This is a genomic window from Pseudogulbenkiania sp. MAI-1, from assembly GCF_000527175.1.
Taxonomy (GTDB): Bacteria; Pseudomonadota; Gammaproteobacteria; order Burkholderiales; family Chromobacteriaceae; genus Pseudogulbenkiania.
This window is the reverse complement of the sequence record NZ_AZUR01000001.1, coordinates 2838401-2861643: the sequence shown is the minus strand read 5'-3', so window position 1 is coordinate 2861643 and position 23243 is coordinate 2838401. Positions and strand designations below refer to the sequence as shown.

The 23243-nt window shown below is 64.0% G+C and carries 39 protein-coding genes; 3 read left to right on the top strand and 36 right to left on the bottom strand.

Annotated features, from left to right (window positions below):
- Positions 1-10: 10 nt before the first annotated feature.
- The 16 genes from PSEMAI1_RS0113320 to PSEMAI1_RS0113245 form a co-directional block, all read right to left on the bottom strand.
- Positions 11-262: a hypothetical protein gene (locus PSEMAI1_RS0113320; RefSeq protein ID WP_024303355.1), complete on the bottom strand. Its 252-nt coding sequence runs from the start codon at positions 260-262 to the stop codon at positions 11-13.
- The gene (locus PSEMAI1_RS0113315; RefSeq protein WP_024303354.1) at positions 255-638 is read right to left on the bottom strand and encodes a hypothetical protein; all 384 of its coding nucleotides are present in this window, start codon (positions 636-638) and stop codon (positions 255-257) included. Before PSEMAI1_RS0113315 ends, PSEMAI1_RS0113320 begins: the two co-directional genes overlap by 8 nt.
- A gap of 30 nt (positions 639-668) precedes the next feature.
- The gene (locus PSEMAI1_RS20960) at positions 669-1121 is read right to left on the bottom strand and encodes a hypothetical protein (RefSeq protein WP_024303353.1); all 453 of its coding nucleotides are present in this window, start codon (positions 1119-1121) and stop codon (positions 669-671) included.
- Positions 1118-1720 (bottom strand): hypothetical protein, encoded by a 603-nt coding sequence (locus PSEMAI1_RS0113305; RefSeq protein ID WP_024303352.1) that lies wholly within the window; start codon positions 1718-1720, stop codon positions 1118-1120. Before PSEMAI1_RS0113305 ends, PSEMAI1_RS20960 begins: the two co-directional genes overlap by 4 nt.
- A complete protein-coding gene (locus tag PSEMAI1_RS0113300) occupies positions 1717-2013 on the bottom strand; it encodes a hypothetical protein (protein WP_024303351.1) in 297 nt (98 codons plus the stop codon). The genes PSEMAI1_RS0113305 and PSEMAI1_RS0113300 overlap by 4 nt, the downstream gene beginning before the upstream one ends.
- Positions 2010-2210, bottom strand: a complete 201-nt coding sequence (locus PSEMAI1_RS0113295) for a hypothetical protein (RefSeq protein ID WP_156943139.1) — start codon at positions 2208-2210, stop codon at positions 2010-2012. Before PSEMAI1_RS0113295 ends, PSEMAI1_RS0113300 begins: the two co-directional genes overlap by 4 nt.
- Complete coding sequence (locus PSEMAI1_RS0113290) at positions 2207-2521, bottom strand: DNA-binding transcriptional regulator (protein ID WP_024303349.1); 315 nt, start codon at positions 2519-2521, stop codon at positions 2207-2209. Before PSEMAI1_RS0113290 ends, PSEMAI1_RS0113295 begins: the two co-directional genes overlap by 4 nt.
- Positions 2522-2532: 11 nt before the next feature.
- The gene (locus PSEMAI1_RS0113285; RefSeq protein WP_024303348.1) at positions 2533-2901 is read right to left on the bottom strand and encodes a hypothetical protein; all 369 of its coding nucleotides are present in this window, start codon (positions 2899-2901) and stop codon (positions 2533-2535) included.
- Between the two features lie 12 nt (positions 2902-2913).
- A complete protein-coding gene (locus PSEMAI1_RS0113280; protein WP_024303347.1) occupies positions 2914-3093 on the bottom strand; it encodes a hypothetical protein in 180 nt (59 codons plus the stop codon).
- Positions 3086-3466: a hypothetical protein gene (locus PSEMAI1_RS0113275; protein ID WP_024303346.1), complete on the bottom strand. Its 381-nt coding sequence runs from the start codon at positions 3464-3466 to the stop codon at positions 3086-3088. Before PSEMAI1_RS0113275 ends, PSEMAI1_RS0113280 begins: the two co-directional genes overlap by 8 nt.
- On the bottom strand, positions 3459-3818 hold the full coding sequence (locus PSEMAI1_RS0113270) for a DUF2528 family protein (protein WP_024303345.1): 360 nt from the start codon (positions 3816-3818) through the stop codon (positions 3459-3461). The genes PSEMAI1_RS0113275 and PSEMAI1_RS0113270 overlap by 8 nt, the downstream gene beginning before the upstream one ends.
- Positions 3818-4459, bottom strand: coding sequence for a tyrosine-type recombinase/integrase (locus PSEMAI1_RS0113265; RefSeq protein WP_024303344.1), 642 nt, complete (start codon positions 4457-4459; stop codon positions 3818-3820). The genes PSEMAI1_RS0113270 and PSEMAI1_RS0113265 overlap by 1 nt, the downstream gene beginning before the upstream one ends.
- Positions 4460-4491: 32 nt before the next feature.
- Positions 4492-4836, bottom strand: a complete 345-nt coding sequence (locus PSEMAI1_RS0113260; protein ID WP_024303343.1) for a hypothetical protein — start codon at positions 4834-4836, stop codon at positions 4492-4494.
- 133 nt (positions 4837-4969) lie between these two features.
- Complete coding sequence (locus PSEMAI1_RS0113255) at positions 4970-5182, bottom strand: hypothetical protein (protein ID WP_024303342.1); 213 nt, start codon at positions 5180-5182, stop codon at positions 4970-4972.
- Positions 5172-5633: a phage regulatory CII family protein gene (locus PSEMAI1_RS0113250; RefSeq protein WP_024303341.1), complete on the bottom strand. Its 462-nt coding sequence runs from the start codon at positions 5631-5633 to the stop codon at positions 5172-5174. Before PSEMAI1_RS0113250 ends, PSEMAI1_RS0113255 begins: the two co-directional genes overlap by 11 nt.
- A gap of 120 nt (positions 5634-5753) precedes the next feature.
- Positions 5754-5957, bottom strand: a complete 204-nt coding sequence (locus PSEMAI1_RS0113245; protein WP_024303340.1) for a helix-turn-helix transcriptional regulator — start codon at positions 5955-5957, stop codon at positions 5754-5756.
- A gap of 107 nt (positions 5958-6064) precedes the next feature.
- Between PSEMAI1_RS0113245 and PSEMAI1_RS0113240 the strand changes: the two genes are divergently transcribed.
- Both PSEMAI1_RS0113240 and PSEMAI1_RS0113235 read left to right on the top strand, forming a co-directional pair.
- Entirely contained in the window at positions 6065-6421 is a 357-nt protein-coding gene (locus tag PSEMAI1_RS0113240; protein ID WP_024303339.1) for a helix-turn-helix domain-containing protein, read from the top strand.
- Positions 6418-6774, top strand: coding sequence for a hypothetical protein (locus PSEMAI1_RS0113235; RefSeq protein WP_024303338.1), 357 nt, complete (start codon positions 6418-6420; stop codon positions 6772-6774). Before PSEMAI1_RS0113240 ends, PSEMAI1_RS0113235 begins: the two co-directional genes overlap by 4 nt.
- A 163-nt stretch (positions 6775-6937) precedes the next feature.
- On the opposite strand, the gene PSEMAI1_RS0113230 is transcribed toward PSEMAI1_RS0113235, so the two are convergent.
- Complete coding sequence (locus PSEMAI1_RS0113230; RefSeq protein WP_198019619.1) at positions 6938-7573, bottom strand: LuxR family transcriptional regulator; 636 nt, start codon at positions 7571-7573, stop codon at positions 6938-6940.
- A 256-nt stretch (positions 7574-7829) separates the two neighbouring features.
- Here PSEMAI1_RS0113230 and PSEMAI1_RS0113225 point away from each other — a divergent pair, with 256 nt between their 5' ends.
- Positions 7830-8174 (top strand): recombinase family protein, encoded by a 345-nt coding sequence (locus PSEMAI1_RS0113225; RefSeq protein WP_156943138.1) that lies wholly within the window; start codon positions 7830-7832, stop codon positions 8172-8174.
- A gap of 1 nt (position 8175) precedes the next feature.
- Here PSEMAI1_RS0113225 and PSEMAI1_RS20640 read toward each other — a convergent pair whose 3' ends face one another.
- From PSEMAI1_RS20640 to PSEMAI1_RS0113135, 19 genes are all read right to left on the bottom strand, one after another.
- The gene (locus tag PSEMAI1_RS20640) at positions 8176-8427 is read right to left on the bottom strand and encodes a hypothetical protein (RefSeq protein ID WP_036986291.1); all 252 of its coding nucleotides are present in this window, start codon (positions 8425-8427) and stop codon (positions 8176-8178) included.
- Positions 8428-8441: 14 nt separating this feature from the next.
- Positions 8442-10496 (bottom strand): hypothetical protein, encoded by a 2055-nt coding sequence (locus tag PSEMAI1_RS20955; RefSeq protein ID WP_024303335.1) that lies wholly within the window; start codon positions 10494-10496, stop codon positions 8442-8444.
- 2 nt (positions 10497-10498) lie between these two features.
- The gene (locus tag PSEMAI1_RS0113215; protein WP_024303334.1) at positions 10499-11092 is read right to left on the bottom strand and encodes a YmfQ family protein; all 594 of its coding nucleotides are present in this window, start codon (positions 11090-11092) and stop codon (positions 10499-10501) included.
- On the bottom strand, positions 11083-12180 hold the full coding sequence (locus PSEMAI1_RS0113210; protein WP_024303333.1) for a baseplate J/gp47 family protein: 1098 nt from the start codon (positions 12178-12180) through the stop codon (positions 11083-11085). The genes PSEMAI1_RS0113215 and PSEMAI1_RS0113210 overlap by 10 nt, the downstream gene beginning before the upstream one ends.
- Complete coding sequence (locus PSEMAI1_RS0113205; RefSeq protein ID WP_029770710.1) at positions 12170-12565, bottom strand: phage GP46 family protein; 396 nt, start codon at positions 12563-12565, stop codon at positions 12170-12172. The genes PSEMAI1_RS0113210 and PSEMAI1_RS0113205 overlap by 11 nt, the downstream gene beginning before the upstream one ends.
- Positions 12562-13149 (bottom strand): phage baseplate assembly protein V, encoded by a 588-nt coding sequence (locus tag PSEMAI1_RS0113200; RefSeq protein WP_156943137.1) that lies wholly within the window; start codon positions 13147-13149, stop codon positions 12562-12564. Before PSEMAI1_RS0113200 ends, PSEMAI1_RS0113205 begins: the two co-directional genes overlap by 4 nt.
- A 5-nt stretch (positions 13150-13154) precedes the next feature.
- The gene (locus PSEMAI1_RS0113195; protein WP_024303330.1) at positions 13155-14285 is read right to left on the bottom strand and encodes a phage baseplate assembly protein; all 1131 of its coding nucleotides are present in this window, start codon (positions 14283-14285) and stop codon (positions 13155-13157) included.
- Complete coding sequence (locus PSEMAI1_RS0113190; protein ID WP_024303329.1) at positions 14278-15477, bottom strand: DNA circularization protein; 1200 nt, start codon at positions 15475-15477, stop codon at positions 14278-14280. Before PSEMAI1_RS0113190 ends, PSEMAI1_RS0113195 begins: the two co-directional genes overlap by 8 nt.
- Entirely contained in the window at positions 15477-17318 is a 1842-nt protein-coding gene (locus PSEMAI1_RS0113185; protein WP_024303328.1) for a phage tail tape measure protein, read from the bottom strand. Before PSEMAI1_RS0113185 ends, PSEMAI1_RS0113190 begins: the two co-directional genes overlap by 1 nt.
- A 108-nt stretch (positions 17319-17426) precedes the next feature.
- Positions 17427-17765, bottom strand: a complete 339-nt coding sequence (locus PSEMAI1_RS0113180) for a phage tail assembly protein (protein ID WP_024303327.1) — start codon at positions 17763-17765, stop codon at positions 17427-17429.
- Positions 17766-17918: 153 nt separating this feature from the next.
- Entirely contained in the window at positions 17919-18650 is a 732-nt protein-coding gene (locus tag PSEMAI1_RS21830) for a hypothetical protein (protein ID WP_156943136.1), read from the bottom strand.
- 347 nt (positions 18651-18997) lie between these two features.
- Complete coding sequence (locus tag PSEMAI1_RS0113170) at positions 18998-19351, bottom strand: phage tail tube protein (protein ID WP_024303325.1); 354 nt, start codon at positions 19349-19351, stop codon at positions 18998-19000.
- 11 nt (positions 19352-19362) lie between these two features.
- Positions 19363-20841 (bottom strand): phage tail sheath subtilisin-like domain-containing protein, encoded by a 1479-nt coding sequence (locus tag PSEMAI1_RS0113165; RefSeq protein WP_024303324.1) that lies wholly within the window; start codon positions 20839-20841, stop codon positions 19363-19365.
- A gap of 6 nt (positions 20842-20847) precedes the next feature.
- A complete protein-coding gene (locus PSEMAI1_RS0113160) occupies positions 20848-21084 on the bottom strand; it encodes a DUF2635 domain-containing protein (protein WP_024303323.1) in 237 nt (78 codons plus the stop codon).
- Positions 21081-21674 carry a hypothetical protein gene (locus PSEMAI1_RS0113155; protein ID WP_024303322.1) on the bottom strand — a complete coding sequence of 198 codons (594 nt, stop codon included), beginning with the start codon at positions 21672-21674 and terminating at the stop codon, positions 21081-21083. Before PSEMAI1_RS0113155 ends, PSEMAI1_RS0113160 begins: the two co-directional genes overlap by 4 nt.
- Positions 21671-21967: a hypothetical protein gene (locus PSEMAI1_RS0113150; RefSeq protein WP_156943135.1), complete on the bottom strand. Its 297-nt coding sequence runs from the start codon at positions 21965-21967 to the stop codon at positions 21671-21673. The genes PSEMAI1_RS0113155 and PSEMAI1_RS0113150 overlap by 4 nt, the downstream gene beginning before the upstream one ends.
- On the bottom strand, positions 21964-22533 hold the full coding sequence (locus tag PSEMAI1_RS0113145; RefSeq protein ID WP_024303320.1) for a hypothetical protein: 570 nt from the start codon (positions 22531-22533) through the stop codon (positions 21964-21966). The genes PSEMAI1_RS0113150 and PSEMAI1_RS0113145 overlap by 4 nt, the downstream gene beginning before the upstream one ends.
- Positions 22523-22726 carry a hypothetical protein gene (locus PSEMAI1_RS0113140; protein WP_024303319.1) on the bottom strand — a complete coding sequence of 68 codons (204 nt, stop codon included), beginning with the start codon at positions 22724-22726 and terminating at the stop codon, positions 22523-22525. Before PSEMAI1_RS0113140 ends, PSEMAI1_RS0113145 begins: the two co-directional genes overlap by 11 nt.
- Complete coding sequence (locus tag PSEMAI1_RS0113135) at positions 22708-23241, bottom strand: N-acetylmuramoyl-L-alanine amidase (RefSeq protein WP_024303318.1); 534 nt, start codon at positions 23239-23241, stop codon at positions 22708-22710. Before PSEMAI1_RS0113135 ends, PSEMAI1_RS0113140 begins: the two co-directional genes overlap by 19 nt.
- Positions 23242-23243: the final 2 nt, after the last annotated feature.

The window sequence follows — 23243 nt, the reverse complement described above, 5'->3', positions numbered from 1 at the left end:
TGGCGCTCGCTTACTTCAGCAGAAAGGAGGGGATGGCGGGCTCGTCGGCCGGCGCCGACAGCGGGGTGCCGGTGATCAGGTAGCCGCGGTCGTCGAGGCCGATGGCCAGCGGCTGCAGCACGCCGACGTCGACCAGGGCGTCCAGCGCTTCGTGCAGTACGCGCGCCGGCACGTTGGCCAGGCGGGGGCGGGTCTGCAGCTCGGTCGCGGTGAGCGCCTTTTTTCTAAGCTCGGTCAGGATGTCGGCAACGATGTCAGACATGGCGGTCCCCTTTGAATACCAGTTCGGCGGCGATGGCGACCTTGATGCCCGACTCGTGCCCGAACAGCACGGCCTGCAGCTCGTGCATCACGCCGAGTGACCAGCCGGCGCCGGCCATGTCGGCGAGCCGGCCCACCACCGGGGCGAAGTCGTGGCTGGCCAGATCCACCGCGGCGGCCGTGGGGGTGTCGATCACCGCCCAGGCCTCGTGCCACGGCACCGGGCAGCCATCGACCATGCCCCGCAGCGAGCCGTCCAGCGCGGAGAGCGGCGCCACGGCCACCAGCCCGGGCTCGGCCACGATGGCGTGGCCGAACGAGCGGTAGACGCGGCGGTCGCTGGAGAACGGGAGAAGGGACAGGAGTTGTAATGCCATTGCCACACCTTGTTTTTGTAGGTAGCTGTATTACGCCGTTGTTTTTTCTGTTGCTTCTTCTCGTCGGATGCACTCGCACCAGGGCAGCGGGGGAGTGGCTTCGCGGACGATGATCTTGGCGACGGCGTAGCCTCGAGAGAGCCAGTCTCGGCAGTTCTGCCGGTTCTCTGCCTCGTAGCCGGGATCGTCCCAGCTGCTCGCCACCAAACCGCCGCAGCGGTGGGTGGCGATGTACATGTGCGGGGCGGAGGTGTCGCCGTTGGTGTCGTCGCGCAGCAGGACTTCGCAGTCGGCGTTGGCCCAGCTGCGCCAGGTGCCGATGTTGACGTTGGATTTCTGGCTGTCCGGTGTGCCGGCGTTGAAATAGACGCTGATCAGTGTGCCGCTGGCCTTGCTGGCCACGTCAGTGACGTATCGGGTGGAGCCAAAGCGGCGTAGCACGTCACCCGGTTGCGGGTGCTTCTTGGGGTCGCGGAAGGTCATGCGGCACCGCCTTTCGGCTTGGAGGCATTCTCGGCAATTACCTTGTCGATGGCTGCATCGAGGGCGACGGTGTCGCACTCGGTCAGGCCGCAATACATGACGAGGATTGACAGCGCCTGCCCGCCATCTTCGGAGGCAAGCTGCTTGATGATCTGCCAGCGGGCGGCGTCTTTGGCCACGTCGTCCGGCACGGCCGTGGCAGGTGGCTCGGGGTTCTCGATCGCTGCGAGGATTCGCCCCCAACGTTCCGGGGTGATCCCGCTGGCTTGGCCTTCGCACTCGTAGCCGGTGGAGGCGGTGAACTGATAGGTCAGGAGCCCCAGCGGGTTTTCTTCGTCCGCCAGCATGTCGTTGATATGGCAATGCCCGTCCGGGCAGGTGCAGACGTCGCAGCCGGGATAGCCGCCATTGGGCTGCTTGTTGACGCTCACGGCGGGCGCCACCGGCTCGACCGGGACTACATGCGCCGCGACCAGATAGGTCAGGTCCTCGGCCTCGATGGCTTCGGCGATCGCCGGCCCCGTCTCACTGCGCAAATCACGAGCCTTGCGGGCGCAGGCGTTCTGCACCGCGGTGGCCAATTTGGCTAGGTTGCTCATGACTTCGCCTCCTCGCCGCAGTCGCACCGGCCAAACAGGGCATAGGTCAGCGCTCCAGGAGCGCCTTCCGGGGTGACCGACCCCCGGCGCTGTTTGTAGGTGCCGCCACGCTTGACCTTGATGGTCAGGATGTCACCGTCGACTTCCGTTACCTCGCCTTCTTTGATGCTGAGGCGAATGGTTAGGCTGCTCGACTTGGTCACAACGCCGAAGTTGACCTTGTCGCCGACGCCGATCTTGCTGACGTCGGCCGCTTTGTACTTGCCGCACGCTTCACATTGGTAGTTGCTCACAGTTCTCCCCCATCACTCTCAAACTGGTCAGCCGGGTAGGCCGACGTGATCACGTAGCCGGTGCCGCAGCAGGACACACAGCTCACCATTTCTTCCCGTGTGTTGCTCCAGCGCTCGCCGGTGCCCTGGCAGCGCTGGCACGCCGGCCGCTCCACGATGTGGTGGTCGGCGTAGGCCATGTAGGGCACTCGGGTCATGCGGCTGCCCCTTGCGTCTGGGCTTCGTCGAAGGGTTTCACGGCCTTCTGCAGGGACTGGTACAGATCCGGGTGGGTCTCTTTCAGGTAGTCGATGATCTGCATGTCCTGGCGGTTGATCTTGCTGAGGTCGACGCGCTCGATGTACACCAGGCGGAAAAGCTGCTGCGTCGGCTTGGGCATGGCCCGGCCGCTTTCGTAGCGGGAACCACCGGACTGGGTGACGCCGATGCGGCTCCAGAAATCGGACTGATTGAGGCCGGCAAGGCGGCGGACTTCACGCGGGTTACGGATGGTTTGGATGGTTTGCATGGTTCGAATCCTCAGTTGTTGTCGGTTTTGCGGTGGTCGCGCACGTTCCAGTCTTTCGCCAGCTGCTCCCAGATCTGGCCGCCGTGCGCGAAGTAGCAGTGCACTTCCTGCTGGCAGGCTCGGGCATCCATGCGCAGCACAGTCATGCAGTCTTCGAACAGGGCGTCGTCCAGGCCGCGCAGCTCGGTCAGAGGGAAGGGAAAGCGCGTGTCGTTGTAGAGGCCCAGCAGAAGCAGGGCGACGATGCGGCTTTGGCCGGTGTCGCCCTGGGCGATGGGCAGCAGGCGCTGCAGTGCAGCGACACCGGTTTCTTGAAGCTGCTGGCGCAGGGCCTTGGCAGCCTTCATCTCCTCGAGGTATTTGGCGGGGATGATGCTCATCACAGTTTCTCCTCAGTGTTCTTCACGGCGGGCGTCGGCCCGGGCTTCGACTTCGCGGCGCACGGCGACGGCGCGGCGGTGCATGGCCTGCAGCTTCTCGGCGGCGCGCGGGTCGATCGGGCTGGCCAGCGCGGCGAGCGGGCGGCGGTCGCTGTTGTCAGGGGTGTGCAGGCGGCGGTTCGCTTCACGCATGGCTCGCCTCCTTGCTGGCGGCCGGCTTGGCCTTCACGGGCGGGGTGCGCGTCATCACCTGGTGGGCGATGTGGTGCACCGTGGCGGCGTCGCCCGGGTTGAGACCAAACACGCGCTCGGCGCGGCGCGGCATGTTGGGGACGGGCCAGTCTTCGGTGACCATGATCAGCAGGTCCGGGGAGACGGTGCGCATGCGCAGCAGGCTCTCGGCCTGGCTGGCGTCGCGCACGCCGTCGACCATCACGGCGTCGATCCCGTAGCCGCCGGCGAGGGTGACCAGCGTGCTGCCGAGGGTGGTCTTGCCGGAGCCACCACTGCCGGTGACGACCCAGATCTGCATGGTGTCGGGCCAGAGGTTGCGAGGCTTAGCCATGGGAAATCTCCCGCACCTCGACGTCGTCGTCGTCGAACTCCAACTCGTCGTAGCGCACCAGGGTGATGCCCCAGCTGCCATCGAGTGCCGGCCAGCCCTCGGTAGCGCCACCGCGCTTCGCAAAGATGTCTTTCACGTCCAGGTACTCGATGGACATGCTGACAACCTTGGTACACAGCATCTTCAGGACGGCCACCAGCACATCGCCGTTTGCCTCCTCGAGGCGGTCTTCGGCATTGGTCCAGAAGTTGTTGATCATGTGCAGCTTCTCGTCGGTGGCGATCTCGCGGTCGATATCGACCACCACGTCAGCCTTCCAGTCCCAGCTCAGGCAGTAGCGTTGAATAGCCATCACCCCACCCTCCGTGCATACGCCTTGCGCAGCGAGCCCATCGAGGGACGCCGGCCACCGTGGCCGTCGATCGCGGACAGCGTGTTCTCCAGATCCTCGCGGCTCGGCTGGGTGTAGATGCCCGTGCTGGCGATGCTCTTATGGCCCAGTGCGTTCTGGACGATGCCGCGCGGGTCGCGGGCTTCGCTCGAGCGCATGATGTTCATGGCGCGGGTGTGGCGGAAGAAGTGCGGAGTGACCTTCATGGTCAGCCCGGCTTCCTGTGCCCAGTAGGCGATGCGCTGCTGGTAGCTGCGCACGGTCATCGGGGCGCCGAAGCGGCCCGGCACCAGCGGATCGCTGGCCAGCTGGCTGTCGTTCATGTTGCACAAGGCCACCAGGTGCAGGCGCAGCGCTCGGGTCATGAACACCTTGTGGTCGTGCTTGCCGCCCTTGCGGTTCTCGCGCGGCAGAAACAGGTAATCGGTTTTCAGTGCGTCCCAGGCATCGCCCAGGGTGATCAGACTGAATTCGCCGATGCGGCAGCCGCTCAGAGACAAGGCGGCCATCACGTGGTAGTCGCGCTGCGCCAGCGGGTCGTTGACCCGGTGTGCGGCGCTGAGGAGCTGCTGGAGCTCCGTCGGGGTGAGGTAACGTTCCATGTGTCCTCCCAGATCACAAGGTTGAAGGTCGGTCAGGCCGTGGCGGCGGCCAGCACCATGGCAATGTCGGCGGTACGGTCCTTGCCGGCGTCCAGCCACACGTGGGTGGCCGACGAGGCGCGGACGATGATCAGCAAGGTCTTGCCGTCCACCTGCAGCTGGATCTCGTCGCCCGGCAGCACGACGCGGCGGGTTTCGGTGATGCCCAGGGCCATGTGGTACAGGGCCAGCTCGCCGTTCTCGCGGCGGAAGGTGATGCTGGCGATGTCGTCGTGGCCATAGATCAGGGCCGGGTCGCCCAGGGCGATGTGGAAGCGGGCCAGGTGCAGCTGCGGGCCCGGCGTGAACAGCTCGATTACGTTGTCGGTAGTGCTCATCTGCGTGTCACTCCTCTTTTCAGGGACAGAGCGCTGTTCCTCAGGCAAATCGCCAGCGCCGGGTTGTCCATGGCTTTCTCAAACGGCAGTTGCAGTCCCGCGCGGCGGTGCGCCACGCGCAGCTCTTCCTCGGTCAGCTCGCCGGCAGTCGCTTCGAGCGGGAGGCCGAGCTGGTTTCGGTGTCGGGCGGGTTTTTGCACTTGAACGCCTCCACGAGTTCCGCGCCGAACAGGCGGACCAGCTCCGGGACGAAGCCGCCGACGGTTTGGCCGGGCTGCAGGTTGTCGCGCACGGTGGTGATGCCGTGCTTGGCGAGGCAATCGGGGATGGGGCTATCAAGCTGCATGGATCACCATCCCCTTGAAGCGGGCGCGCAGCTCGAGGATGGCGGCCAGCCATTCCTGCAGCTCGACGTCGAACTCCTGGAAGTCCTGGGCGCTGACGTGGCCGTCGTCCAGGGCCTCGTCGATTTCGCGGTGCACGTCGCCGCCGCAGATGTGCACGCGGTTGACGAGATCGAGCAGGGCGGTGTCGGAGGCCTGGCTCAGGTCGGGCAGCTGGTAGGTGACGCAGCCGAAGAAGGTGTTCAACATGCGCAGCGGCTTCAGGTCCCGGCTGTGCGTCAGAATCTCGATGAAGTCCTTGAGCGTCGGCTTGTGGTGAGCCGTGGTCGGTTTGAGGGACAGCTTGTTGAAGAGGGTGCCGCGCCGGACATTCATCAGGGCGGCCAGTTTTTCCACTCCGAACTGGCGTGCTGTCTCGCGCAGTGCATCGAATACATCGATGTCAGGGTTCATCTGTGATAGCTCCCGTAAAAAATCGTCTTGAACGAATTTCTTCCGGTGCCGATACTGTGGTTGCCACACCGTAGTACCTGCACCACCGTGCCGTGCCCACCTAGCCCGTGGGTACGGCGCCTACTTCTTCTCTGCATCCTCCGGATACAGGATTTCCATGACCGTCAGTTCCAGAGCGGTAGCCAACCGCTTCGCCAGTTCGCGGGATGGGTTCGTCAAACCCTTTTCCAGCTGGCTGATGTGTCCTTGCGTGCACCCAGCCTTCTCAGCCAGTTCCGACTGGGTCATCCCCAAGCGTTTACGAGCCGCTTCTATGGGGGTCATCTCATGCTCCCTGTGTTGCTGATGTCCTAATTATTAGTATCAGTATTATTATCTGTCAATACCAATGCTAATTATTTTGGATATTAGTTCACTAATAAAATGGGCGGATGATAGGAACTCGCATCAAGACCGCCCGGCGGGCGCGCAAGAAATCGCAGGGCTGGCTGGCCGAGCAGGTGGGGGTCAACCAGTCCGCCGTCAGTCATTGGGAGAGCGGTCTGACGGAGCCCACCACCAACAATCTGTCCCTCATCGCCCAGGAACTGCGCATCAGCTTCGAATGGCTGACCACCGGGCGCGGCGAGATGGAAGTGACCTATACGGCGGCCGAGGTGCACGTGGCCGAGCCTGGCCAGGACCTGGACGACGACAAGAAGGAGCTGCTGGCCTTGTTCGATCAACTGCCCAAGAAGAAGCGCCAGATCCTGCTGCAGTTCATGCGCGATTGGGCCGCCGCCAAATGAAAGCCGTCCTTGCCTTCCTCGCACTCGTCCTGTCCGCCTCGGCCATGGCCGCCACGCCGCGCGACGACGCCGTGCAGCTGCTCGCCTGGCTGAAGCACACCCGTGCCGAGATCAACCGCGCCGGCCGCGCCGGCGACACCGTGGCGCTGCAACGAATCCAGCGCGAGGCCGTGCGCCGATCGGATGCCTGGCCGAATGACCTGCCGCACGCCCCGTTTATGGATTGCCACACCGCGCTGACCGACCAGGTCAGCTTCCTGCAGGCCTACCAGCGCAAGGACTACCCATGGCGAGACCGGCAGGCGCGGCACTTCCGGGACGATCTGGCCAGCTGCGAGCGGGCCGTCAAATAGGAAAAGCGAAGTGACGCCAGTGGCTCACGTAATCGCTTGGGCAGGGGAATGAGGGAACAGAATGGCATTTGCTTTGGTTCGACATGGTTTTTATGTCGAACAAATTTAACAATGCCATTGGGAATTGAATATCGCTAAACCGGCAGAAATGGCGTCGGTATTACTACCTAGATCCGGGGGCCGGGAAATCGATGCCGAACAGGATCGTCATCAGGTGGCAGCGGTTGTTGGCCCCGTACATCATCTTGATTTTGTTGATTTTGTCGCGCACGGTGCGGGTGGTCAGGCCCACCCGCTCGGCGGTTTCGTGGTCGGGCATCCCCATCACCATGCAATGTAAGATGTGACATTCCCTTGTCGTCAGGCCCTTCAGACGCGGTCTGGCGCCGACGATCCGCACCGCCACGTCGGCCAGCCTGGGCATCAGGCATTCGAGCAGATCCTGGGCGGCGCTGTCCTGCTCCGCTTCCTCGCCCGCCACGCTCAGAATCACCCGGTAGTCGCCCCTCTCCTCGATCCAGCTGAACCCCCGTGTCAGGCCGTAGCGCGCGCACAGGTGGAAGAACCGGTTCTCATCGCGGGTAGGGGGGACGGATGCAATCAGATCGGGCCAGACGATCGGCTTTCGAGGCGCGGCCCGCAGCACCGGGTCGACCAGGTAGAACGCTTCCTTGCGGTACAGGCTGAGCCACTGGGCCGGCCAGTCCACCCCGGCCAAGTGGTGAAGGGTGAGCGCCGGCAGCGCGGATTGGGTGACGACCAGCAGGAGGCGGCTGGCGGCGGGGAGGTGGCTTTTCATGCTGTTTAGATATGCGTCGAGCTGGTCTTGCCCACTCACTGTGACCAGCTCGTCCAATAGGATGATGACGGAGTTTGTCAGTCTTCCTAAATATCTGTTCCGCATGAAAAAATGTACTGCGCCAGCCTGTTCCGCTCAGCTGACACAATAAACCAAAACCCGCCGTGTGGCGGGTTCTGGTTTGGGGGACGTAGCAGCGGGTATTCATTCACGACGGGATCCGGAAGGCCCGTCCGTTCAGGGAGGTTGGCAGTTGATGAAACACGATGTGGAGGGCTATGGCTTCATCCCCTCCGACGAGCTGGTTGCCGAGCTTCGGAAAGAGGCTGCCACCAAATCGGCATTGGCCGATCACTTGGAGTCCCCCGTTCAAAGCTTGAATGACCTGGTGTTCCGGCTCTATCTGGAAACCGGCAGCGGCAACAAGGTCTGCCGCTGGCTGCTGGATCACCATGTACCCGAGCCGTCCGGAAGAAAGTGGACGCCGGCACTGGTTCTAGCGTGCATAAAAATGGCCCGGGACGTGCCCGAGCCGTTGTGCTCTGTGGTGACTGATCTGTTTGGCCTGAGCAAGGGACGGGTAGATCGGTGGTGGAGTTAGGTTAGCAATCTACTGCACCTGCATATTCCGGCAATGATTTCAGATACTCATAAGCCTGTATCAACGGGTTTGCACCATCTAACAGATAGGGGCAGACATAGCGAGCATCGTGGCAGGCCGGGAAATCCACCGATGCATAGGCGCGGACCTGGAACCTTAGCTGGTCCTTACTAACCTCTGCGTATTCGACACGATGGTAGGCATCCACGACTGATAGCCCGATCGGGAGGGCGATGGTTTTTCTTAGAGCCATTATTACTCCTTTGTTTACTGAAGGTTTCCTTCATTGCCCCATGTCCCAGGGGTCCCTGCTATCGCGCAGGTCCATCCCTTCGATTGGCCTATAGCCGGGGTTTTCTTGACAACACGATCTCCAACAGACCAGGTTCCAGTTGTAGGCGGGGCATCCAACTTCAGATAGGCTTTTGCCTCGGGGGAATTGATGGTGCCAAGGTTTTTGTACGTGCAGCCTCCGGTTTCAACTCCGAATGCGTTGATGTATACCTTATTCCCAGCGGTTTCGTTCGTCCCCTCGAAGACCATTAATGCCTGCCCTCCAAATGAATTGTCGTAAACCGTAACGTCCGGAAGAACAACAAGCACCCACTTGTCGGCATAGGCCTCGCCGTAAACAACGGTTCGGCTATTTAAGTCGTAATTGCCTGTGTCAATCACGCCTCCAACGCCAACTCGAATTTCCGAAACTCCTGAGATGGAGGGTATTTTGACAATTGCCCAAGCATGAACTTTGGTGTTCACCAACATTGGATTAAGTTTGAATGCCACGGCACCCAAATATCCTCCGTTAGCCTCCATGAGAAAGCTGTTGCCACTCCATGCTGAACTGTCAATTATCCTAGAGTGATTTCCGGAGTAGTAGTCAACATCCACAAAATCGGCCGGGACAATGTAACCAGGTCCGTATTCACTCCAGTTCCCAGAAAATCTATAAAAATCAATTGGGGTAGATCCGCCGTTAAAAATCGGGAATTCATGCAATTTGATATTAGTGACATCAAGAATAAGCTGATTTGCGGCGGGAAATTTGCACTCAATATATGTCGCGTTTTTGTGTAAATCGCTTTTAAAAAAACGGCAGCCAACAAGCGGTGTTCGGCTATTAAGGTCAAGCGGACAATTTACCAAAACGCCACTAAATGTAACTTTTGCGGCGGAATCTACCTCGATGGTATTGCTGGTCGCAGCACCTCCTACATTCTCGACGTAGCCGCCATTTACGGCCCAGCCTCTACCGTAGAATGTAGTGCCGTTGTTGGCGTAAATTGACTCTACATGAAGGCTTCCGATAGAGCATCCATCGCCTCGTAGCGTCGCCCCTTGGCCGTTCCAAGTCGGATTGTTATCTCCTTTCACCTCCAGGCGCACGAAGTGCGAGTCGTGCGGCGCATTACCACCAGACGTGTGCATGTAGACGGCTTCTGTGGCAGCGTCTCCGCAGTTGTAGCTGCTAAGCACACCGTATTCATTCGTCCATGAGAATTCGCCAAAATAATAGGCGCGTTTGAGCTTGCTGCAATAAATCGTGCAGGCTTTCGCATCAAGATCATGAATGGCGCTACCGGTATTCCCGAACTCGATGCCCTTGGTGAGCGTAGTGGCCGCCGACACCACGTCCGCATGGGAGTCCGTCAGGGTGAGATGGCCGCTTAGCTTCTGCGCTCCCGGGAAGGCAAATGTCATCATGAAGTCGTTGAAATGGCCGTCCAGCGTGGTGTGCTCGAAGTGCAGCGAAACGCCGGTTGGTACCACCAGTTTGCCGGTCAGTGTGTACGTCTTGCCGGAGAAAACGATGGACTTGATACCGGAATCCATTGCGGTTTGTATCGCCACCGATCCACTTTGCTGCGCCCCAAATTGATCAACATTCACACTACCTCGAACAATCAGCTCCCACCCCGCACCATCATCGGAGGTGATACGGCTACCGTTATTACCCCACCCTATAGGTGCATTTTCATATTTCTGCCAATATTCGCCCCCACCGCCATCGCCGGTTTCGTAATATCCAGTCACAAACACATTCGTCGAGGCTGTTTTCTTCAGGGCCTTCAGTGCGGAAATGCTGTGGATTACGCGGCCGGCGCCTTTCATGACCGAAAAAAGCTGGTCCCGCTTGTCGGGATCGAGTGCACCCCCGAACCCCTCGATCACACTGCAGATCTCCTCCTGCAGCGCATTGAACATCTCAAACCCCGGCGTCGTCGCCGGTTCCCCCGTCGCCGGATTGCCGGCCTTGAAACCGTGTTTCCCCTCGCCGAACAGATTCAGCGCCGGGTTTCGGCTGGCGGATACACGTTGCATGTTTAGTTACCTCCGTAGGAAATCAGCACCGTGCCGGTGGCCGGTGCCTCGCGATGAATGACGCAGTCGAGCATGGTGTCGCCCCAGGTGCGGATGGGCTCTTCACATCCGGATTCGCAGGTGCTGTCCACAAGCCGCGTTCCACTAGGCAGGTCGAGCCGCCAAACGAAACGCCACTCCCTTTCGCAGACAGGGTCCTCGCAGGTGAGCTCGCAGGTGTGGTCTCTGAAGCGGTTGATGGTGGCGTCGGGGTAGCCCAGCGCGTTGGCGATCCGCAGATAGCGGGGGATGCGTGCCCCGCCGGTATCGGTGAGCTTGGCGACGACGGCCTGCTGGCGGGCCAGCAGGGTCTGTTCACCGACGGTGCAGCTGTCGGGCAGGCCGAGCGAGGCCTCCCATTCCGGCAGCAGCTTGAGGGCGCGGAGCGGGTCGGCCTCGGCCAGCACGATCTGGGCGCTGGCGTCGACCTCACCCAGGAAGCCAGCCAGCCGCGACAGCAGGATGTCGAGCTCGCTGTCCGGCTCGGCCTGCAGGGCGATGCCGGGCGGCAGCAGCGCCTGCAGCTGCTGGCGGTAGCGATCGGCGCTCACAGCCATGTGATGGTCCCCAGCATGGCCAGCTCGCCCACGGTACATACCACGTCGCCGGCCGGCAGCGGCATCTCGTGATCCCACTCGCCGGCGGTGCCGGAAATCGCTTCGGTGAAGTGGGTGCGCGGGATGGTGACGCCGGATACCGGCAGTTCGGTCTGGCCGGTGGCGTTGCGTTTGACTGGGCTCGCCTCTTTCGTCAGCACGCCGGCAAGCACCTTGCTGACGGCTTCCCGCATGGCCGGCGTGTCGGGCGACAGCTGGATGGTGAAATCGATGTCCTTGCGCACCGGCGCCACGGCGAACAGGTCGCCCATCGGGGTGCCGGTCGCCTCGAGGTGTTGCTGCACGGTGGCCTGTTCGGAGGCGTCCGGGAAGATGTCGGCGTCGCCATCGCGCACGAAGTACACCACCATGCTGCCGAGGCCGAGCAGCTTGGGCGCCGACCAGGCGCGGGTGACGCCCGGCACCTCCTTGGCCCACAGCTCCCAGTCGGTGCTGCGGCCCACCTGGCCGCCGTTGCTGCGGGCCTCGACCACCCGCCCGCGCAGCTCCTCGATGTCCTCGATGTCGGATCCGCCGGACAGTCCCGGCGCCAGCACCACGGCTTCACCGTTGATGCCGGATACCGGGTTGGTCAGGCGCAGTTTGCCGCCGGGTTCGGTGTTGCCGCTGACGCCGGCGGTCAGGCACACCACCGAGGCTGTGGTGCTGCCGCCAGCGTCGATGATGATGCCATCGGTCAGCCCGTACAGCAGGCCGTCGGCGCGGTTGAAGGTCACGCCCTGATCCAGGCTGTAGCCGGCCGTGCCGGTGACGGTGATGCTGCCAGTGGCGGCAGCCGCGGGCTTGCGGCCGCCGGGTAGCCAGATCGGGGCGTGCACGTTCTCCAGGATGTCATCGTCGGAGTCCTGCGGGTGGATCTGGCGGGTGATCCACTCCTGGTGCCCGTACAGGCCGTGCACGGCGCCGGCGATGGCACGTGCCAGCGGGGTGTACAGGTTGCGGCGCAGCGGCTCGCTGGCGGTCTCCAGGGGCAGCTCGGCCTCGGCCCGGCGGGAGAGCTCGGCGAGGGTGGGCCTGTCAATGGGCATAGCGCACCTCCAGTGTCTTGTCGTCGATGGTGATGGCGAGCTTCATCGCCTCACTGCTCAGCGCGCTGGCGGTCACGTCGATCGCCGACGCGACCTGATCGTCCAGCAGCCACTGCAGCGCCTCGCGGGTGTAGTCTTCGGCCAGGCGCAGCGTTTCCGGCACGTTTTTGGCACGGCGGGCCAGCAGCCACAGACGGCCGCCCCAGCGGTCGCCGCTCTGGCTGGCCAGCGCATCGCCCCACCAGCCGCGGGGGTCTCCCTGCTGGTCCTGAGGCAGGGCGCGGGCATCGCAGAACAGGCTCAGCACGATGGCGGCGTCTATCGGGTCGGCGAACAGCTCGAGCGGCAGCGGCTCGGCGAGGTCGATCAGCAGGCGGGTGCTCATGATGCCGGCCCCCCGGAATTGCCCGGGCCGGGCTGAACGTTGATGTGGTAGTGGTTGTGCACGATGACACCGTTGGATTTGAGGTTGCCGCCGGTGTGGGTGATGTCGCCGCTGATGATGGTGCCGGCGCCGCCTCCGGTACCGGACATGCCCGCCTTGTAGCTGAACAGCCCGTTCACCGTGACGGCCTGGCTGAACGTTGCCGCCGGCGTGTTGACTTGCACCCCTTCGCTCGCGTTGACGATGAAGTTCTTGCAGTTCAGTGTGGCGTTGCCGTCCTTGTCGAACAGAAACAGCACACCGTGGGCGTTGTAGGTGGCCGATTCGCCCGGCTGCAGGTTCTTGGGGCGGCTGCCCTCATGGTCGACCGCCACGGCCACCAGGTGGTCGCGGCTGCCGGCCACCGCCACCATCACCGGCACGGATCCGGACGGCGGATGGCCGGTTTGGCCGAAGTTCTGCACCCGCTCCACCTCATCGCCGATTTCGTCTGCCAGCCCATCGACCTGCAACTGCTGCAGGCCGCCGGCGTCGTTCACCAGATTGACGATGCCACGCGCCACCATCAGCCGGAGTTTCTGCATCGGGTTCACAGGTCGCTCCAGTCGTCGGCCTTCTTGTCGCTCTTCTTTTTCCCCTGCTTCTTGTCGCTGCCGGTGGCCAGCCCCTTGTCGCCGGTGCGGGGGGACTTGAGCGCGGCGGTGCGGATGCCGGAGAGCAGATCGAAGGCGCGCGGGTCGGCGATCTCCAGATCGCACACCGTGCCGTCCTGGGCGTTCTTCAGATAGGTGACGCCGGCGATCAGCATCTCGGCATCGACGCGCAGCCGCGGGGAGGTCACCGGCACGCGCAGGCCGGGCGCCCACAGCGGGCCGGCGTCGCCGCCCTGGCGCCAGCTCTGCACCCGGATCGTGGCGCGGTTGGCGCGGCCCTGGCGCACCGTGCGCTCCCACTCGGCACGCTGCTGGGCGGTGGGGCCGTTCGTCTGGTCCTCGGCCAGGATGATCAGCGGCCGGTGGCGTGTCACCACTGTGTCGGAGGCCGTGCCTTTGGCGTTGTGCTGGCCGCGTGCCTGGCCTTTGACGATGTACTGGCTGTAGCGCTCGTGCCAGCTCAGCGTCAGATCGGCGCGCAGGATGTTCTCGCCCTCCACCAAGGCGGTGACGGCGCGCTGCTGGCCGGGCAGATCGATCACCAGCCGCCCGCGGCCGTCGGTCCACAGCATCACCGCCTTCAGCCGCGCCGCGCGCTCCAGGCAATCGAACACCGTCTCGCCCTCCTCGAGGCGGAAGGAGGCGATCGCCTCGTTCGCCCGCTTCTCGGCGTGGGGGCCCACCACCACGTCGATACGGTAGGCCGCCAGCAGGTCGAGGGCGATGCGCTTCAGGCTGGCGCCTTTCCACTGGCCAGACCGGAAGATGGCGCTGCAGTCGATCAGGTCGCCGGTCTTGTCGCGGCCCTCCACGTTGAACCAGGTGTTCGTGGCGTCGTAGCCCGGGCGGGCCTCGTCCACCCAGCCGGTCAGCACCGGCTCGCCGTCGATCGACACCACGCCAGCCTGCCCGGGGCGGATCGGCCGCGGCTCGGGCTGCCCTGGCCAGCGCTCGGTCACCTGCAGCGAGAACTGGCCGGACACCTGTTCCAGCCCGCGCTGGATCTCGATGTCGGTCCAGCCGCCGTAGATCTGGCCGCCCACCTTGAGCTCGCACACGTCAGCCACGTAGCACCTCCACGTCGCCGGCCGGCACGAAGCCGGGGTGGCGCACGCCGTTTCGCGCCACGAGGTCGGCCTCCACCTCGATGGTACCCGTCACCTGGTACGCCACCACCAGCGCCGGCAGCGTGGCGGCCGTGGTCACGGTATCCACCTCGGCGGTGCCGGGAAGGCGTGCCTGCAGCGTTGCGCCAACGGTCACGCGCAGCGTCTGCAGGGCGGGGTAGAGCGCGTCCGGCGCGGCCTTCAGCTCCACGTCGAGGGCGGCGAGGATCTGGGCGCGAGCCGTCTGCACGTCCGCCTTGGTCGTGAACGTCGCCGTCGGCAAGGTGCGCGCCGCCTCGATCACCAGGGTGCGGCGCGTCCAGGCGGCGAGGCTCGGCGGCATCGCCGGCAGCTCGCTGGTTTTCCGGGACGGGTTGGATTCGGTCCACGCCGGCCGCGAACCTTGCACCGCCACCGGCTGCCACGGGTTCAGCCCCTTGCCGCGCAGCAGCTTGCGCCAGGCGGTGGTGCCGGAGAATGGGGTGTCCAGCTTGCCGACCAGGTTCTGAATCCGTGTCTGCAACCGCCCCACCAGCACCAGCGGGGCGTCGATGATGCGTTGCACGGCGTTCAGCACGCGATCGAGCGCAGCCTCGGCGCGGTCCAGCGGCGCCAGGTAGCTCTCCAGCGTGGACATGGTGTCCTCCACCAACTGGGCGGCTTCCTCGGCATAGTCGGCAATGTCCTCCAGCCAGCTCAGCGCGAAATCATCATCGGCCGCGGCCTGGGCGTCGTCGGCCGCTGCCTCGAGCTGGGCGTCAGTGTCGGCACGTGCTGCCGGCTCGGTGTTCTCGCCGGACTCGCGCAGATCCATCTCGATGACGATGCGCCCGCCGACAGCCCGGGGGTAACGCACCCGGGCCGGGCGCTCGAGCTGCACGTACTGCTGGCCGCGCCAGGGGTGGACCAGCGTGCCGGCGCCGCCGACCTCGAGCACGTCGATCAGCGCGTCGGAGTCTTCGCGGGCGGTCTCGCCGATGAACAGGGCCGACACGGTGAAGCCGCGCGCGGCCCGGCCCATGTCCTCGCCGTAGGGGATGTCCCGATACGGGTATTCATGGAGGACGGTGCGGCGTCCGACCTCCATGTCGGTTTCGGCGACGCGGAAGGCAACGCCCTTGTAGGAGGCCTGGCGCAGCGGGGTCTCAGCCATCAGTTCGCCCCCTGCATGGTTTTGCCCACGTTGTATTTCAGGCGGGAATCGTTGGGCTTGGCCTGTACCTCGGCCGAGACAACGCCGGCGACGCCTGAGGTATCCAGCTTGATCGTCAGCGTGCCGCCCAGGTCGGTGTTCTTCAGCTTCTCGGTCATTTCCACCGCGCGCCGCGCGTCTTCATTACCGAACATCGCCAGCACCCGGGCGATGCCGCCGCCGACCTTGTCGACCAGGAAATCCCCGGCCTTGGTGCCCTCCATGCCCTTGTAGGCGAGAGTGCCGACACCGTAGCCGGCGGCAGCGGAGGCGGTAGTGGCAGCAGCGGCCGTGCTGACGGCCGCCACGCCCAGCTTGAGAAAATCCTTCAGGGGCAAGCCGCCAGCCATAGCCGTGCCAACCTTCCACTTGCTGGCCACCTTGCCGGCGATTCCAGCAGCGCCGGCGCCGGCCGCGGCGTCGATCGCTCCACCACCACCGGGACCACCGTTGGGCATGTTCACCACGAACACCGGCGTGACGCCGGCGGCCTGCTCCAGTGCCTTGCCGGTGGCTACACCGACGGCGGTACTGCCAGCCTTGCCGGCCAGCGAGCTCACCAGCTTGCTGCCGTAGCGTGCCGCCAGCGCCGTGCCGGCAGTCAGCGCCAGCGCGCCGCCGACCATGTCCTTGCCGTTCAGCGCCAGGCCGCCGTTGTCCTTGCTGTCCATGCCCCACTTGATCACTTGGGCCAAGGTGTCGTTGATCGGCTGGGCGAAGTTGTCGGCCGCCTCACGCAGCGCGGCCTTCAGCCGGCCGGTCTGGTCGACGGCGTTGTCGATCGCACTGCCCATGTCGCGCTTGAGCGTGCCGCCGGCGCCGCCGATCTCGCCGCTGAACTGGTTGATTTTGTCGAGGGTGTTGCCCGACAGCAGGATCTTCATGCCCTTGATCGTGTCGAGGTCGGCCTTGCCGAAGGCCTTCTGCAGGAAGGTGGCACGGCCCTTGTCGGTGGTGATCTGGTCGTACTGCTTCTTGATGTCGGCGATGACGGCCAGCGCATCGCGCCGACTGCCGTCGCCGTTGAAGAACTTCACGCCCGTCGCCTTGGCGGCATCCTTCATGTAGTTCAGGTTGTTAAACAGGCGCAGCGTGGAATCGGCCAGCGTTGCCAGGCGCTCCGGCTGACGCTCCATCATCGACAGGCCTTCGATGAACGCCAGCGTCTTGTCGAAGCCCATGCCGGCACTGCTGGCACTGGGCCCCACACGGGCAAAGATGTCCGACAGGTTTTCCAGCTCGGCATTACCCTTACGGCCGGCCACCGTCATCTTGTCGAGCAGCTGCAGCGCCTTCCCGGGCTGTGCCAGGTCGAAGTGGAAGGACTCGGAGGCCACGCCCAGCGCGCCGGTCAGCTTGTCGGCCTTGGCATTGGTCACGGCCATGGCCACGTTGGTGGCATCGATCTCTTCCCGGGCGGCCTTCCAGCTCTGCCCGGCCTGCACCAGGTTGTTGAAGCCTTCCTTCAGGTCCTCCACGCTGCGGCCGGAATCCTTGGCCATGCGGAACATGTCCTGGCGCAGCGCATTGGCCTCCTCGCGGGTGGCCTCGGCCGTCAGGCGGATGCCGGTCAGCGATTTGTCCAGGTTGGCCGAGTCAGCCGCCACCTTGAGGGCCGTGATGCCGCCGGCCAGCGTGGTGAGCTGTCCATGCAGCCCGCCCATGAAGCCCTTCACCGACTCCAGCTCGCGCTTCACACTCGCCGCAAACTTGCTGGTCTCCCGCACGCCCGTAGCCAGGCCTGCCGCATAGCGGGCGGCATCGGCGTAGATACGAACGGACAGGGACAGGTCGTTACTCATCGTCGTTGTTGGCTTCGGCGGCCTTGATCAGGGTGTCGCGGTAATGCAGGAATTCATGAACAGGGAGCCGGCCGATCTCGGTCCGGCTCCAGCCGGTCTTGCAGGCGATCAGGAGGATGCCGTCGAGGAATCGTTCTCGGCGGCGGCAGACGCTTCCCCCAGCTGTTCGGCCTCGTTCAAGCCGGCCACCAGCTTGTTCCAGTCGGAGGGGCGCAGCTTGTTCAGCATGCCCGGGGTGACCGGCAGGGCGTCGCCGTCCAGCGAGACGATCTGGCGCGCCACCAGGGCACGGCGGAAGGCCAGCGGGGAAAACGCGGCGGCGGCATCGCTCTCGGCTTCGATCATGTCCTCGAGCAGCGGCTCGCGCAGAACCACGGTCTTGGCCGAGGAGTTCTTGAGGGGGACGCCGTGGGTGAGCACCACCGTCACGGTTTTGAGTTCAGACATGCCAGCTCCCAGTTGATAACGTGGCGGGCGTTTCACGCCCATGCTGGCATTCTGGGTGGTGGTGAGGTGCGGGATAAGGGGGGGATTTGGGGAGAGAACAAGCCAGCGGGGGCGGGCTAGGTCTGTGCCACTGTGCAGTGGCAAACCGGCGTCTTATCTTCTGCGCCGGCCTCGTCCCCAGCCTCTCCCTCTGCTCTTGCCATAAGAGCGTGCAGAGGGAAAGTCGGTATAACTGTCTGCCAGATAGTCTGAGTGGACGCGCTTCCGTTTCGATGAAGCGGCAACCTGCTGGCGTTCCTCTTGCTCAAGTTCGCGCCGAAACTCTGCCTCCTGTTGCTGAAAAGCGAGCTGTTGCTCGCGTTCCTCTTGTTCCCAGCGGGCGCGCAGCTCTTCCTGCTTTCGTTTTTCTTCGGCCAGGGCCTGTTCGCGACGCTGCTGTGCCAGCGTCCGATTCTCATCGCTCAGTGCCGCATACATCGCGTTGGCGGCATGGACCTTCTCGTTGTAGGCATCAACAAGCGGTTTTGAAGCCGACAGTCTGTATTGTGCGACTGGTCTAGCTGTCCGGGAGACCAGACCGAACGTGCGTTCCACCTCTGCAAAGCGGCTTTCCTGCTTGTCCTCTGCAAACTTCTCGGCGGCGGCATGAAATTGCTCAATGGCGTCGAAGGATTCAGTCAGCAGCATATAACCAACGGTTCTGTTGGTATCCAGCGATTTATTTCTCCGGATCTCGGCCATATGACCCTTGGCTGTGACGACATCTCCAGCTATCAAGCTTTTCTCCAGATCATCTGCCGGGGAAGTAAATAGGCCGCCTGCTAACAAGGGATTTCCGCACCCTACAAAGAACAGGATAAGCGCCGCCAACGCCGCCTTTCTCATCGACTGCACACCTTCTTCGACTTACTGATCGTCCCGTCCTTGCACACAAACTTGCTACCGGAACAATGAGACACGCCGCCCTTTTTACCGGAGCACGGTGTGTTGCGGGCTTCGGCTAGCGGAGCGAGGAGAGAGAGGGACAGCAGGGCGAGCAGGAGTGTCTTCATGGCGTGCCAAATGCATAGTTAATGATTTTGGCATTTTGCAGAAAAGCGAAGTCGTGTACAAGAAGAAGCCCCGCCGAAGCGGGGCTGGAACGGTTGCCACACCGTGTGAAGGAGGAAGACACGCAGAAAGCACGGCCATTCTCTCGCCACGCGCCGTGCGGAAACAGGGGTGGAAATGGGTTACACCCGCTCGGCCGGTGCTCCGGTGAAGGTGATGTCCACTTCCTTCCCCTTCATTTCCACCTCGCCCTCGGTGCCGGCGTCGCGCACCAGGTAACGCTGTCCGCTGTCAGTCTCGAACACCAACGTGGCGCCCTCGATCTGCTGCAGGGCGACCAGGTCGGTGTCGTCGGCATGCAGCAGCGTGCACTTCACCTCGGCCGGCTTGATCTCTTCCGTGCTGTGGCCCGCGAAGCCGTTCACATCGGTTTCGGCCTTCCTGATGGCGCCGCCCACCTTGAGGCTGGCACCGGGCTTGGAGCGCAGCCGCGACCCGTTCAGGTTCACATACACAATGCCGGTCAGTTTTGCCATATCGATTTACCTCAAAGTCTGTACTGGACCGCGCCAGCGAACGTGATGAACTGGTTGACCATGTCGGGAGGAAGAACCGCATTGACGGCATCGACGTCGGCGGCACTGCGAACGACCTTGAGGTTTTTCTTGTACCCCTCGACGTCCTCGATCAGTTCCCCTTCCAGTTCGTAGGCCAGGGCGATCAGCTCGGCCTGAATGTCAGACGGCCTGACGGTTTTCGAGCAGGGGGCCACCCTGGTGCCGTCGCTCGCCAGCTTGTGCCGGGGAAAGCGCAGGGCGATCCGCACACGGTTGGCGTAGCGGAAGTAGTCGACAGACCACTTGGTTTCCAGACGCAGCAGGCTCTCGTCATCGATCCCGATGGGGTTTTTCTGATAGTTGGTGATCACGCGCTCAAGGATCACCTTGCCGCCCGAGTCCACAAACGTACTGCTGATGCCGTCACGCAGCAGCAGCTCACGCTCATTGCGGCCGAACCGGTCTTTCAGTCGAGGCGCCAATACCCCCGGCACGTCCAGGTTGCGTAGAGGTAGGGCGGGATCGATCGCGCCATTGAACTCGCATACGGCAGCAAAGGCGGCGGCGCGGACCGGCGCCCACGTCGGGCAGCCCTTGAGCCCCCAGGTACTGCCGTGCGGGCTGTTTCGGCCGGCGCCCCAGGTGGTGAGCTGGGCATGCGTGCCGTCCTTGGCATTGAAAATGTGGCCGGTACGCATGTCCATACCGCCCCAGCGGCCGTCCATCTCGGCCTCGAGCACGGCCAGGTTGGCCGCGTCGGTGTAGGGACTGACGATGGTGTAGTACCAGTCGTCGGCAATGGCCGCCAACGCGCTGCCCACGTCCGGATTGCCGGCGCCGTTGGCCAGGTTGACGCACACGGTGGTGATCCCCTCCGGCAGCACGTCCTCGTCGTAGTAGCTGGTGGCTAGTTCCATCCCGTTACCTGCCTCCCCCTTGTGCCGGCAGGTAACGGTGAGCACGCCGGCGACGGCGGCCGCCGTGACGGGCAGATCCGGGCTGGCGTTGATGGCGTCGGCAAGCTTGGTGGCCAACTGGGCGTTGGTATCGTTGAGGCTGGCCGCCACGCGCACGCGCTCGCCGCCAATGTACAGCGTGAGGACGCCCGCCTTGGTCACGGTGCCGGTCAGCGTCACCGTGCCGGCCGCTGCCGTACCGGACTCCAGATCGTCCAGGACGACAGCCCACACGTCGACCAGACCGTACCGCTTGATGACGGCATCGGTCGCAATGGCCATGCGATGGAGCATGGAGCCCTGGCCAAACTGGCCGGCAGCCTGCCCCGCATTGAGAATCCGCACCAGCGTATTGGTCGGCACGCTGCCGCCTGGCAGGCGCTGGCCGATCATCAGCAGCTTGCGCTCCATCTGTGGCAGGCCGTTGACCGCTTTGGTGTGATCGATCTCCAGAAACACGCCGCCTGTACGGCTGCCGACCGGAATCGTCATGAAAGTGATGTTATCCGGCATGGTCGCTTACTCCTTTGCCTTTTTGGTGGCACCGGCCGGAGCCGGCGCTTCGGTGTCCGCCAGGCGCTGGGCGATGGCGGCGTCTCGCTCCTGGTCGGTGCCCAGTTCCGCGTCGCCGTCACCGATGCGACGGCGCCAGTAGCTGGTGAGCGGCAGCAGCTTGCCGGCGGCCGGCAGGAAACCGCTGCCGTCCTCCAGCCGCACACTCAGCCCGGGCGCGGGCTTGATCAGTTCTTCATTCATGGGGTCGTCTCCGGAGTGATGTCTGCCTGTAAATCCGGCTGGCTGGTGCTGTAGTCCCCAGTCAGCCACTTGTTGTGTTCCGACGGCTGCTCATGCGGCCGGATGTCGATATCGACGTGCGCGGTTTTCAGCTCGCCGATCACCACCGACGGCGGATAGATCTCGTCATCGGCGCCATCGGCCAGATCCAGCGGCCCGGCGGTGACCTCGAGAGTCACCCAGCCGAACGGGAATTCCATCTGTGAGCTGGTGCGGAAGCTGGTCACGTTCAGCCGCGGTACGCCGGCGCCCGGGTTGCGGGCGAAGGCCAGCAGCTGCTGCAGGAGGGCCAGCTCGGCGTCGCGCACCTGGCGTGTGGTGCCGCCACGCTCCACCACCTTGACCTGGCCGACCAGCGTCAGCTTGAGGTCGGTCTCCCACTCGCTGGGCAGCGAGCCGGAGGGCAGCAGCAGGCACACCACACCGAGGTGGAGGTCCTCGACCTTGCGCTGTGGGTGGTCGACGAACTGGTCGCTGACCACCCGATCGGGTAGGGCGGCGATGAGTCCCGCCGTGATGCTGTCGAGGGCACGGGTGATCGGGTCGCTCATTTCCCACCACCCCGTGCGTCAAGCTGTCGATCGACCAGCTTGTCCAGCTTGGCGCTGATGTCCTTCAGCTCGCCCTTGACCTCGTTGTTCTGGTCTTTCACCCGTTCATCCTGCTGACGGTCGATCGCTACCTGCTGAGTCTGTTTCTCCTCGAGCACGGTCACGCGCTTGTCCAGGGTGATCATGAACACGGCCAGCGTGCCGACCAGGGCCACCGAAGAGAGGATGTCTCCCAGGTTGATCCGCTTCTCGAACTGCCACCCGGCAGTAGATGCTCGGCTCTCGGCGCTCACGGCTGGCCCCCTTTCGGTAACAGGTTGATCAGTTCGTCTCGCTGCGCTGCTACGGCCCGGCACCAGAGGCCGAGGTCGCGGGAATGGGCGAGGAGGTCCTCGCGTGATACCCCGCTGTCAGCGGCGCCGGCGGCGGCACCTTCCTGGTCAGGTTGATCGGTACCGGCGGTGCCGGATCCGGCATGCAGGCCGAAGGCGGCGTTGTAGAACTGCAGGCCGTCAACAGACAGCAAGCCAGGAGCAGGCTGGCCAGCCAGGGGCTGGGGCGGTTGTGCCGCATGGGAAATCCTCCGGGTGAGTTGTGCGCGGGCGCTGTCCAGATACTGTTGCACCTGGTCGAGTTGGGCGCTGGCGGCGGCCAGCGCGTCGACCTTGGCCTGGTAGCGGGTTTGGGCAGCGTCGGCATCCTTGGCGCGCTGCTCGGCCACCTGCAGCTTGTAGGCCGCCAACTCGACGCGGCCCACCTGCAGGCCAGCGTTGAAGCGGGTATGGCCGTACCACAGCACGGCACCGGTGACCAAGCCAGCCGAGACCAGCAGGGCAATCAGCTTGGCTTTACTCGGCATCGGTGCCTCCCTTCTGGTCTGGCATCAGCGCACCGACGATGCCGGCCACAAACAGCCCAGCGGTCACGATGGCCTCTTGCTGTTCCGGCGACAGAGAGACGCCCAGTGCGGTGGCCACCAGCACCAGGCCGCGCCAAGTGGAGGCTTCTCGAGCACGGGCCAGCAGGTAACGTTTCAGGCGGTCGCGTTGCATGCGGCCTCCTGCAGATGGTCAGCCAAGGGCCGCATACCGCCGGCCAGCCAGGTTTTCACGTTGAAGCCCGGGCAGATCTTCAGCCACTCGTTGCGTTCCACCACGCCGTCGCCGTCTTTGTCCGGGCTGTAGTCGCGGTGACCCAGCACGCTGGCCGTCGGGTGCTGCTGTTTCAGGTTGGAGACCAGATTGCGCAGCGTGGCCCACTGATCCAGGGTGAAGCGATCGGTGCCGATCAGGCACACGCCCAGCGTGAGGGAGTTGCTGCCCTGCACGTGGGCGCCGATCTCCTCGGGGTGGCGGCCGGGCTTCAGCGAGCCGTCGGTCTCGATCACGTAGTGGTAGCCGATGCTGGGCAGCTCATGGCCGAGCGCCGTCTTGTAACGGGTGATGGCCGCCGGCTGGCGGTGGAAGCCGCGCTGGCGGTGCATGGCATCGATGTCGGCACGGGTGAACGGCTTGCCGTTCGGCGTGGCGGCGCAGTGGATCACGACGCCGGTAATGGTTCGGGGCATGG